Source organism: Dyella sp. 01N448 (assembly GCF_056399225.1).
Window position 1 is genome coordinate 63,814 of record NZ_JBFTQX010000016.1, and the last position, 9,890, is coordinate 73,703.

12 protein-coding genes are annotated in these 9,890 nt (G+C 63.1%); 8 read left to right on the forward strand and 4 right to left on the reverse strand.

The genetic code is table 11. The annotated features are described in order from the left end of the window. Positions 1-63 precede the first annotated feature (63 nt). Positions 64-1,206 (reverse strand): phospholipase A, encoded by a 1,143-nt coding sequence (locus AC1DKY_RS18920; RefSeq protein ID WP_441605118.1) that lies wholly within the window; start codon positions 1,204-1,206, stop codon positions 64-66. Positions 1,207-1,342: 136 nt separating this feature from the next. Next, positions 1,343-1,801 (reverse strand): hypothetical protein, encoded by a 459-nt coding sequence (locus AC1DKY_RS18925; RefSeq protein WP_441605119.1) that lies wholly within the window; start codon positions 1,799-1,801, stop codon positions 1,343-1,345. A gap of 197 nt (positions 1,802-1,998) precedes the next feature. On the opposite strand from AC1DKY_RS18925, the gene AC1DKY_RS18930 reads away from it, so the two are divergent. Beyond that, positions 1,999-3,228, forward strand: a complete 1,230-nt coding sequence (locus AC1DKY_RS18930; RefSeq protein ID WP_441605120.1) for a winged helix-turn-helix domain-containing protein — start codon at positions 1,999-2,001, stop codon at positions 3,226-3,228. 3 nt (positions 3,229-3,231) lie between these two features. Here the strand turns inward: AC1DKY_RS18930 and AC1DKY_RS18935 are convergent, their stop codons facing one another. Continuing rightward, positions 3,232-3,711, reverse strand: a complete 480-nt coding sequence (locus AC1DKY_RS18935; RefSeq protein ID WP_441605121.1) for a hypothetical protein — start codon at positions 3,709-3,711, stop codon at positions 3,232-3,234. Positions 3,712-4,048: 337 nt separating this feature from the next. Between AC1DKY_RS18935 and AC1DKY_RS18940 the strand changes: the two genes are divergently transcribed. The 6 genes from AC1DKY_RS18940 (at position 4,049) to AC1DKY_RS18965 (ending at position 8,166) form a co-directional block, all read left to right on the forward strand. Further along, complete coding sequence (locus AC1DKY_RS18940) at positions 4,049-4,258, forward strand: cold-shock protein (RefSeq protein WP_038616297.1); 210 nt, start codon at positions 4,049-4,051, stop codon at positions 4,256-4,258. A gap of 302 nt (positions 4,259-4,560) precedes the next feature. Then, positions 4,561-4,770, forward strand: coding sequence for a cold-shock protein (locus AC1DKY_RS18945; protein ID WP_019465668.1), 210 nt, complete (start codon positions 4,561-4,563; stop codon positions 4,768-4,770). 123 nt (positions 4,771-4,893) lie between these two features. Continuing rightward, positions 4,894-5,790: an alpha/beta hydrolase family protein gene (locus AC1DKY_RS18950; RefSeq protein WP_477180030.1), complete on the forward strand. Its 897-nt coding sequence runs from the start codon at positions 4,894-4,896 to the stop codon at positions 5,788-5,790. Positions 5,791-5,843: 53 nt separating this feature from the next. Then, positions 5,844-6,902, forward strand: a complete 1,059-nt coding sequence (locus AC1DKY_RS18955; protein WP_441605123.1) for an NADH:flavin oxidoreductase/NADH oxidase — start codon at positions 5,844-5,846, stop codon at positions 6,900-6,902. Between the two features lie 9 nt (positions 6,903-6,911). Beyond that, complete coding sequence (locus AC1DKY_RS18960) at positions 6,912-7,784, forward strand: pirin family protein (protein ID WP_441605124.1); 873 nt, start codon at positions 6,912-6,914, stop codon at positions 7,782-7,784. Positions 7,785-7,863: 79 nt separating this feature from the next. Continuing rightward, positions 7,864-8,166 carry an Mpo1-like protein gene (locus tag AC1DKY_RS18965; RefSeq protein WP_441605125.1) on the forward strand — a complete coding sequence of 101 codons (303 nt, stop codon included), beginning with the start codon at positions 7,864-7,866 and terminating at the stop codon, positions 8,164-8,166. A gap of 111 nt (positions 8,167-8,277) precedes the next feature. Here the strand turns inward: AC1DKY_RS18965 and AC1DKY_RS18970 are convergent, their stop codons facing one another. Then, a complete protein-coding gene (locus AC1DKY_RS18970) occupies positions 8,278-8,667 on the reverse strand; it encodes a cytochrome c (RefSeq protein WP_441605126.1) in 390 nt (129 codons plus the stop codon). Positions 8,668-8,779: 112 nt separating this feature from the next. Here AC1DKY_RS18970 and AC1DKY_RS18975 point away from each other — a divergent pair, with 112 nt between their 5' ends. Then, on the forward strand, positions 8,780-9,628 hold the full coding sequence (locus AC1DKY_RS18975; RefSeq protein WP_441605130.1) for a tRNA threonylcarbamoyladenosine dehydratase: 849 nt from the start codon (positions 8,780-8,782) through the stop codon (positions 9,626-9,628). Positions 9,629-9,890 lie beyond the last annotated feature (262 nt).

The window sequence follows — 9,890 nt, forward strand, 5'->3', positions numbered from 1 at the left end:
GCTGTAGCGTCGCCCCATGGCATACGGAAAGCCGCGCACCCACCGTGCGCGGCTTTTTTGTTTTTAGTACCAGTCCAGCAGCGATACGCCGATGCCGAGGTAAGTGGCATTGTGGTTGTAGTCGATCATGCTTTCGCCGTAGCCCTTGAACAGTTCCATGTAGCCGCGCAGATTGCCGGCCACCGGGAACGACCAGGTGAACTGCGCCGCGCCGTGGCTCTCGCTGCCGGCACGCAGCGAATGGCGCAGCATCAGGCCGAATTCCTGGCCCTGCCATTCGTGGATGATCTGCATATCCGCGCGACCCATGTAGTTGTCGATGTCCGGGTTGTTGTCGTCCGGACCGCCTTCGGGGATGCGCCACCATGGCCGGAACATGATGGTCCAGCCGGGCCGCTCGAATCCGGCGTAGCCCATCACGCGATTCCAGCTGCGCGACAGCGGATCGGATTGTCCGTTGGATTGATGATCGAGGCCGATGCCGAGCAGTCGGCCGTTCCACCCGGCGAGCTGGTAGTTCGTGTTGAACATCAGCATGACTTCGGGTTCGTAATCGGTCTCGCGGAAGGGGCGCGATTCCTTTTCGTTGTAGACCTGCCAACGCGAGGACTGGGTAAACGCGGCCCACACATCGCCTTGGTCACCGAACACACCCTGCCAGATCTTGGTCTTCAGGCTGATCTGGAACTTGCTCTCGATGTTGTCCACCTGCTGAGGCTCGGTGACCGTGTTGAGCGGATTGGGGCTGTCGGGCTGCCGGTTCTGATTGCTGCTGGCGAAGAAGGGCAGCACCACAATCGGTTTGTAGCCGCGCAGATTGAAGGTGCCGAGCTTGCTCTCGGGCGACAGCTCCCAGCGGCTGTCGAGCAGCGAGAGCGGCTTTACGTCCGAGGCGGCCTGTGCGCTGTCGGCGCCCGCGGCCTGGGGATTAGTGCTCGCCACGCGCGCCGCTTCATGACCGAAAGCATTGTTCGAGGGGCTCGCCGACGTGGCCGGCGCCGGTGCCTGTGCAGCAGCGTCGCTCTTCTTCTGCGCGGCCGGAAGATTGTCGCGTCCGGTGGCGCGGTCGTAGCAAGCCAGTCGCTGAGCATCCGTCTCGATGGCGGTGCAGGCGCGGATGTCCATCGGACTGGGATTCTGCGCATGCGCAGCGAGGGAAGGCAGGCCAAGCGTGAGCGAGACGGCTGCCAGGGAAGTGAGTCGCATCGTGAGGCTCCATCCTGGGCGGGCATGCGATCAGGAGCGCAGCGCCGGGGGAGTGCCTGAATACCAGCGGCTTCCTGTATCGCATATGACGACGCGGGCCGCCGTTGCCGACGACCCGCGTCCGAACTGCCTCATCTTACCGGTTGTTGCTTAACCAGGCCTCGTACTGAGCTTTGCTCACGCGGCCGGCGTGGCCCTTGTCCACATAGATCCAGTCATTGGCCAGCAGCGGATAGGCCGAAGCATCGCTTTCGGAAATGTACTTCTTGCCATTGGCCAGCTGCTCAAAGCTCGGCGCCGGACCTGCGTTCACCGGCGGAACGCTGGAGTTGATTGTCACCGGCTGATTACCGCTGGCGGTCTGGGCCTGCGTACCGCCCGGCGGTGGCGGCGGCGTCGGCTGCGTTGCAGGTATGACCTGCGTCGGCGGCGGAGGCGTCGGTTGTGTGGGCATCGGTTGCGCAGGCATCGTTTGTGCCGGCGATGGCGGCGGGGGCGGAGGCGTCGGCATGGTCTGGTCTTGCGCCAACACCGTGCCCGCCAGCATCAGCGAACCGGCGGTAACAAGAGCGATCAGAGGTGTGCGGGATTTCATCGTCGTGACTCCATGCCAGAATGCGTGGCTCGTGAACGGATGCGCGCGATGGGGCAGTGATGGATTGCAATGTCGCGCTGCATGTCCTTCGCGCTGCATACAAACTAACAAAGCACGGCTAAATGCCGCCTCAACACAGGCATCGTGATCACGTGAAGTCATCGTTACCGTTGTCGGTTCCTTCATCCGCCTCACACATGGCGTTGAATCTGACGCAGGCAAGGCGTCTTCACCTGGTGGCGCAGGGCCTGCTCAGCAAGCCGAAATCGCGGGCCAAGCCCATGCATGTGGTCGATGCGATAACGCGCATGCGTCTGCTGCAGATCGACAGCATCCATGTCGTCGCTCGCAGTCCTTATCTCGTGCTGCATTCGCGCCTGGGTGACTACGACCCGCAATGGCTGGAAGATGCGCTCGATAACGGACGTATTGCCGAATGCTGGGCGCACGAAGCGTGCTTCGTGCCGTCGGCGGATCTCGCACTTCACCAAGCCTGGCGCAGGCAGCGCGCGATGCATTGGGCTTACAAGCACGCCGATCGCATGCATCGCGAGCATCGCGAGGGCATGGATGCGCTGTTGGCGCGCATACGCGACAACGGTGCCGCGCGCGCGGCGGATTTCGAAAGCGAGACCAAGGGCGCTGGCGGCTGGTGGTCATGGAAGCCTGAAAAGCGCTGGCTGGAAGCGTGGTTTGCGCTGGGCGACTTGATGGTGACGCGACGCGAGCGTTTCCAGCGTGTCTATGATCTTGAGGAACGCGTGCTGGCGAAACTCGATCCGCCATTGGATCGCGCGCTGCTAGCACTCGATCACGAGGCCTTGCGTCGCCGCTTCATCCTCGACAGCGTGCGCGCGCTGGGCGTGACGCAGGCGCGCTGGATCGCGGATTACTGCCGCTTGAAACCCGCGGTGACGGACAAGGAGCTTGCGCCGCTGGTGGCCGAAGGCGAGCTGTTGATGGTCCAGGTGGCCGATTGGAATGTGCCTGCCTACGTGCATCCCGATCATGCTGCCGCGCTCGCGCAGGCAGCGGCAGGCCAGCTGCGCGCGACGCACACGACGTTGCTGTCGCCGTTCGATCCGGTGGTATGGGATCGTGCGCGTGCCGAGGCCTTGTTCGGTTTCGAATACACCATCGAGTGTTATGTGCCGGCGCCCAAGCGGCGCTATGGCTACTACGTGCTGCCCATTCTTCATCGCGGCCAATTGATCGGCCGGCTGGATGCGAAGGCACATCGTCGCGAGGGCGTGTTCGAGGTCAAGGCCTTATTCCTTGAGCCCGATGTCGAGGCGACCCCGCGCTTGCTTGAGGAAGTCGCCAACGCCATCCGGGCCATGGCCCAGTGGCACGCCACGCCCAAGGTAAAAATCGCACGCAGTCGGCCGGCTTCTGTCGCCGCCGCACTGCGTGCGTTTTTGCGCTAAAGCTCAGTGCGCGCTGCTGCCCGCCGCCGGAGAGACCGGTGCGCACGCCTTGCCTTGCAGCGTTTCGCGCAGCTGTTTCGCCAGCGCCGTGCACCGAGCGCCCAGTTGCGGACGCGTATTGGGGTCTACCGAATCCTGCAGCAGGCTGGTGCGCATGTCCTGATAGCGCGACTGCAACTGGTCGGGCGTATAGACGCCGGCGACGGCATGGCAGGAGACATAGCTGGCGAGGTAGTCGTCACAGGCAGGAATACCCGTGCTGTTGGGCAGCGGTTTGCCACCGGAGGTGGTCACGGTGCCGGTACGGGGTTTGGTTGTACCCGTCGTCGCGCCAGCCGTTCCCGTTGCATGGCTGGCCGGTTGGGCCGTCGTGGTGTGGGCGGACGTCGTGGCGCGCGTCTGGGGCTTATCGGAACAGCCGCCCAGGATTACGCCGCCAGCGACAAGGGCGAGCAGGGCGAGGCGGTGGTGGCGAAACATCATGTAGCTACTCCTGCGCGAAGGCTGCGGGTGAGCGGGTCGCTCTGCCCATCCAAGGGACGAGATGAAATGCGAAGATGGCGTGAAAATCAAACATTGTTTTGTAAGACCTAACGGTTATTCATTCAGGTTTTGAGGCCTGGAACCAGTCGCATTACGGCCTGGGAGCGGTTATGATGCACTCACTGTGTTTGCTGGGGTCACCAGAGTTTTGTGACCCGATGCCGCTGATCTCGATCTAGCCTCATCGCCTCACCCCTAGGGTTTCCTTGCACACCAGTAAGCCGGCCTGCACATGTCGTGCGGGCTGAGTCTGTTCAAATCCTACGGAGTGATTTACATGTCTGATCGTCAGATCGGTACCGTCAAGTGGTTCAACGACGCCAAGGGCTTCGGCTTCATCAGCCGTGACAACGGCCCGGACGTCTTCGTGCATTTCCGCGCGATCCAGGGCAATGGCTTCAAGAGCCTGCAGGAAGGCCAGAAGGTCTCCTTCAAGGTCGTGCAGGGTCAGAAGGGCCTGCAGGCCGACGAAGTGATCCCGCAGTAATAAGCTAGCGGTATTAGGCGGTTTCAAACGCCAAAGAAAAAGCCAGGCAGCAATGCCTGGCTTTTTTGTTTTATTCGCAAATGTCATTGAAATGTGAAAATCAAAAGCAGTGATTAAAGCCATTCACTTGCATTAAAGAAATCCGTTATGCTGGATTCACTGTGGTTGCTCGGTCACGTGCGTGCCCGATGCGCGACTCTTGATGAGTCCACATCGCTACACCCCGATCCCTGCATGCGCAGTAAGCCGTCGGCCAAAGGGGAGGCTGACTTGTCTCAGCATCGAGTTGATCGGAGTGAGTCATGTCGGATCGTGAAGTTGGCACTGTGAAATGGTTCAACGACGCCAAGGGCTTTGGTTTCATCAGCCGTGAAAGCGGCCCGGATGTCTTCGTGCATTTTCGGGCGATTAGCGGTTCAGGTTTCCGTAGCCTGAAAGAGGGGCAAAAGGTGAGTTTCAAGGTGGTGCAGGGGCAGAAAGGTCTGCAAGCCGATGAAGTGGCGCCCGCCTGAGTTCATCAAAGCATTACTGCATGAAGAAAAGGCCGGCGCTCGCCGGCCTTTTCTTTGCCGCGACTTTTTAGTCGCACGCGAATTGGCGTAGCCTTCATCGCTTCCCTGCGACGCGTGCCAAGAATGTCCGCCACTTCTTTCGTTTCCGCCGCACTGCCTCCCTGCGATGTGCTACCCGTGATCTCGGCCGACGGTGCGCGATCGGAACTGCTATTGCAGCGTCCCGCCACTGAGGCGACCCAGGTGATCTACTGGCTGTCGGCCCTGGGCGTGGCGGCCAAGCATTACTTGCCGTTGGCACAGGCGCTGGCGGAGCGCGGCATGGCAGTGGCCATCCACGAATGGCGTGGCATCGGTTCCAGTAACAAGCGGGCCGATCGGCACGAGGACTGGGGCTATCGACAACTGCTGGAAGACGACCTGCCCGCCGGCATGGCGGTCCTGCGCGCCTCGCTGCCCTCGACGCGCCTGACGCTGGGCGGCCACAGCCTGGGCGGACAGATGGCCGCCCTCGACGCGAGCCTGCATCCGAAGGAGGTGGCAGGCCTGCTGGTCGTGGCGAGCGGGGCGCCGTATTGGCGTCAGTTTCCTTTGGCGCCTCTGCTGTGGCTGGCCTATGCGTTGGCGCCGTGGCTGGCGCGCCTGGTCGGCCATTTGCCGGGACGTCGGATCGGCTTCGGCGGCAACGAGGCGCGGCAGCTGATCGACGACTGGGCGCGAACGGGTCGTAGAGGCCGCTACGCCGCTGCGGGCATGCCGGTCGATTTCGAAGCGCTGTTGGGCAAGCTCGAGCTGCCGATACTGGGATTGCGCATGCATGACGACTGGCTGGTGCCGCAGGCCTCGCTGTCATGGTTGCTCGGGAAAATGCCGCGCAGTCCGAACACTCAGCAAGTAATCACGGCCGGCGACCTGGGCAACGACAAGGCCGATCACTTCGGCTGGATGAAGATGCCCGACGCCATCGCCGCACACATTGCTCAGTGGTTCCAGGCGCAACCTGGCGACTCGGGTACTTGAAGCGGGCGTCGAGTGCCGGCATGTGTGGCAGATCCCTCTCCCAGAGCAGGCCGATGAAACTCTTCACCCCGTTCACCCAACGCAGCGTGTCGCTGCGCAACCGCCTCGTCATTGCGCCGATGTGCGAATACTCGGCCACTGATGGCCTGCCCAACGACTGGCACTTCGTGCATCTGGGCAGCCGCGCGGTGGGTGGCGCCGGTCTGCTGATTACCGAAGCCACGGCGATTTCACCTGAAGGCCGAATCTCCGCCGGCGACGTGGGCATCTGGAACGAAGCCCAGCAGCACGCTTGGCAGCCGATCATCGCCTTCATCAAGGCGCAAGGCGCCGTCGCCGGCGTGCAGCTGGCCCATGCGGGACGCAAGGCCAGTTCGATGCGTCCGTGGGAAGGTGGCGGTCCGCTGGCTGCCGATGCGGGTGCCTGGCAGACCGTGGCGCCATCGGCCATACCGTTCGATCAGCATTGGCACGTGCCTCTGGCGCTCGATCGTGCCGGTATTGCCAAGGTGATTGCCGACTTCCGCGCCGCGGCTGAGCGCGCGCTCGCGGCCGGCTTCCAGCTGATCGAGCTGCATGGCGCGCACGGCTATCTGCTGCACCAGTTCCTTTCGCCGCTGAGCAACCATCGCACCGACGAATACGGCGGCAGTTTCGAGAACCGTACGCGCCTGGTGCGCGAAGTGATCACGGCCGTGCGCGAAGTGTGGCCCGAACATCTGCCGCTGTGGCTGCGCGTTTCCGCCACGGACTGGAGCGAAGGCGGCTGGGATGTCGAGCAGACCGTGCAACTTGCGCGCGAGGTGAAGTCGATGGGCGTGGACCTGATCGATGTGTCCAGCGGCGGCCTGATCCCGCACGTGAAGATTCCGCTGTCGCCCGGTTACCAGGTTCCGTTTGCGGCGCGCGTGCGTCACGATGCGGGCATCGCGACGGGCGCCGTGGGTCTCATCACCGAATCCACACACGCGGCGCGCATCATCGACGAAGGATCGGCCGACGTGGTCTTGATTGCGCGCGAAAGCCTGCGCGATCCGTATTTCCCGCGTCGTGCCGCACAGGAACTGGGCGTGACGATCAGCGCGCCGGAACAATACCAGCGCGCCTGGTAAGGAGACACGATGGAACAGCAACCGATCTTGATCGAGGGACGCGTGCACGACCTGGGCGACGGCTTCAACGTGCGTCGCCTGCTGCCGGTCTTGCAGGCGCGCCACGTGGGCCCGTTCGTGTTTTTCGATTACATGGGCCCGGTGACCTTTCTCGACGACAAGGGCATGGACGTGCGGCCGCATCCGCATATCGGTCTGGCCACGGTGACATGGTTGTTCGATGGCGTGATTCGCCACCGCGACAGCCTCGGCAGCATTGCGGATATCCGCCCGGGCGAAGTGAACTGGATGACTTCCGGCCGCGGCATCGTGCATTCCGAGCGCACGCCGCCGGAAGCGCGCGGCGGCGGTTTTCGTACGCACGGCATCCAGGTATGGGTGGCGCTGCCGCAGAAGGACGCCGAGGTCGAGCCTGAATTTCATCACCATGGCGCCGATGAGCTGCCGCGCGTATCGCTGCCCGGTGTCGAGCTGGTGCTGATCGCGGGCACTGGCTACGGCAAGGAGTCGCCCGTCAAAGTGTTCGCGCCGATGTTCTTTATCGAGGCGACGCTGGAAGAGGGCGCCGAACTGCCCTGGCCGGAACAGCACGTGGAACGCGGTGTCTGCGTGGTCGACGGCGAAGTGGAATGGGACGGCGTCAGCGTCGTGCCCATGCATGCCGCCGTGCAGACCGGCCCGGAATCGCCGCCGCTGCGTGCGCGCGCCAAGAGTCGCGTGATGCTGTTTGGCGGTGCGCCGCTGGATGGCGAGCGCCACCTGTGGTGGAACTTCGTGGCCAGCACGCGCGAGCGCATCGAGCAGGCCAAGGCCGACTGGGCGGCACAGCGCATGGGCAAGGTGGTGGGCGACGAAGAGGAGTTCATCCCGCTGCCGGCGTGATGCGCCGCATGCTGCATGCGCGCATGCTTCGGCTGGCAGGGCGGTTTACGCTGAGCAGGAATCATCCAGGGCGATCCGCATGGCCGGCTATTCCAGCTTCCGCGAGTTCTATCCGTTCTATCTCAACGAGCACAGCAATGTGCAGTGCCGCCGCATGCATTTCGTTGGCAGCACGCTGGTGCTGGCGGTGCTCGCCACCGCCATCGTCACCGGCAATGGTTGGTGGCTGCTACTGGCCCCGGTGGCAGGCTATGGCTTTGCGTGGATCGGTCACTACGTGTTCGAGAAGAACCGCCCGGCCACCTTCACCCACCCGCTGTACAGCCTGCTCGGCGATTGGGTGATGTACTGGCAGATCCTGCGCGGCAAGGTAAAGATCTGATCGGACGGAATCTTGTTGTTGTGGGAGCGCACCCTGTGCGCGACTGGAACGCACGCCATCGGTCAGACTCAGTCGCGCACAGGGTGCGCTCCCACAGAAAACCGCCGCGATCTAGCGATACTGCTGATGGCACGACTGGCAGGTTTCACCAATGGGCTTGATCGCCTTCGCCAGCGCCGCGCAATCGGCAGGCGCCGCCTGCAGGGCCGCCTGAGTCTTCTCGCGCAGCTTGGCTTCCTCGTCCTTGAACGGTTGATCGACGCCCGGGAAGGCCTCATCCAGGTCGGACTGGGTTTCCAGCAGGCGGGAAAGATGCCGCTGCACCTGCGCGGCGTCGCACTTCTGGTTCTTTACGGCGGCGCTGAGCGCGCCGGCATGGTGGGACATCAGGGTCATCACCGTATGCGAGAACGGTTCGTGCTCGTGCAGCGCGTTCATGGCGAAAACGGTGCCGACGATGCCAATGACCAGGCCGAGCACGAGCAGTAGGGCGGAACGCATGGGGTGGATCCCTGTGGGCGCAGAGTGAAGCCGCCAGCATAACGGCAGCCCTGCAGCGGCGGACAGTTCCCGATAAAATGCGTCACTTCAAGGTGTTGTCATGGCTTCAACGATGCAGACCGAAATCGCCGCTCCGGTGGCAGACCCCATCACACCGCCCGCCGATGAGGCGGGTGTGGCGTTTCCGCGCGAGCGCTTCGCCGGCGTGGAGCGCCTGTATGGCGTGGGCAGCCTCGACCGGCTGATGCACAGTCACGTCTGCGTGATCGGCATCGGCGGCGTGGGCTCATGGGCCGCCGAGGCGCTGGCGCGCACGGGTGTGGGCCATCTCACGCTGATCGACGCGGACGAGATCTGTGTCTCCAACACCAATCGCCAGTTGCATGCGCTGGATGGCCAGTTCGGCAAGTCGAAGGTGAAGGTGATCGAGGAGCGCCTGCGCGCGATCAATCCGGCCATCAAGATCGACGCGATCGAACGTTTCCTCACGACGTCCACGCTCGATGAACTGCTCGATCGCGGCTACGACGTGGTGCTCGATGCCTGCGACGCCTTCCGCGTGAAGCTGGAGGCAATTGCGTGGTGTCGTCGCCGCAAGCTGCCGATGGTGACGGTGGGGTCCGCGGGTGGGCGCACTGATCCGACGCAGATCCGCGTGCGCGATCTGTCGCGTACGGAGCACGACGCGATGTTCAGTCTGATCCGCAAGAAGCTCCGGCAGGATTTCAATTTCCCCAAGAACCCGGATCGCTACTTTGGTGTGTCGGCGGTGTATTCGCTGCAGAATGTGCAGTATCCGCAGCCGGATGGGACGGTGTGTGGGACGCGGCCGCCGGTGGCGGATGGGACGGAGGCTTTGAATCTGGCGTGTGGTGGGGGCTTGGGTGCTGCTACGCATGTCACCGGCGCGTTCGCTTTTGCGGCGGTGGGGCGGGTGATGGAGAGGCTGCTGGGCAGCTAAGTCTTTATCGCTGCGCCTTTCTTTTTAGTTCGTCATCCCGGCGCAGGCCGGAGGCGCTTTTCAACAGCCTAAGGCTGGTCATCCAGAGCCTCGGTTTCTGGTTGTCGCGTTTGGGCCAGGGTGCCGCCTACGCGGCGGGCGTTTCGAACGGCTGCCGCCGCTCGAGTCACTTTTCTTTTGCTGGCCCAAAAGATCCCTCGGGACTAGCTTCGCGTCGAAAGTAACCCAAAGAAAATGGCCTGATAACGCCCGCAGCATCGTG

Excerpts from the sequence above, each read along its gene's own strand:
- AC1DKY_RS18920 (WP_441605118.1), bottom strand. The coding sequence starts at position 1,206 with ATGCGACTCACTTCCCTGGCAGCCGTCTCGCTCACGCTTGGCCTGCCT.
- AC1DKY_RS18925 (WP_441605119.1), bottom strand. The coding sequence starts at position 1,801 with ATGAAATCCCGCACACCTCTGATCGCTCTTGTTACCGCCGGTTCGCTG.
- AC1DKY_RS18930 (WP_441605120.1), top strand. The coding sequence starts at position 1,999 with ATGGCGTTGAATCTGACGCAGGCAAGGCGTCTTCACCTGGTGGCGCAG.
- AC1DKY_RS18935 (WP_441605121.1), bottom strand. The coding sequence starts at position 3,711 with ATGATGTTTCGCCACCACCGCCTCGCCCTGCTCGCCCTTGTCGCTGGC.
- AC1DKY_RS18940 (WP_038616297.1), top strand. The coding sequence starts at position 4,049 with ATGTCTGATCGTCAGATCGGTACCGTCAAGTGGTTCAACGACGCCAAG.
- AC1DKY_RS18945 (WP_019465668.1), top strand. The coding sequence starts at position 4,561 with ATGTCGGATCGTGAAGTTGGCACTGTGAAATGGTTCAACGACGCCAAG.
- AC1DKY_RS18950 (WP_477180030.1), top strand. The coding sequence starts at position 4,894 with ATGTCCGCCACTTCTTTCGTTTCCGCCGCACTGCCTCCCTGCGATGTG.
- AC1DKY_RS18955 (WP_441605123.1), top strand. The coding sequence starts at position 5,844 with ATGAAACTCTTCACCCCGTTCACCCAACGCAGCGTGTCGCTGCGCAAC.
- AC1DKY_RS18960 (WP_441605124.1), top strand. The coding sequence starts at position 6,912 with ATGGAACAGCAACCGATCTTGATCGAGGGACGCGTGCACGACCTGGGC.
- AC1DKY_RS18965 (WP_441605125.1), top strand. The coding sequence starts at position 7,864 with ATGGCCGGCTATTCCAGCTTCCGCGAGTTCTATCCGTTCTATCTCAAC.
- AC1DKY_RS18970 (WP_441605126.1), bottom strand. The coding sequence starts at position 8,667 with ATGCGTTCCGCCCTACTGCTCGTGCTCGGCCTGGTCATTGGCATCGTC.
- AC1DKY_RS18975 (WP_441605130.1), top strand. The coding sequence starts at position 8,780 with ATGCAGACCGAAATCGCCGCTCCGGTGGCAGACCCCATCACACCGCCC.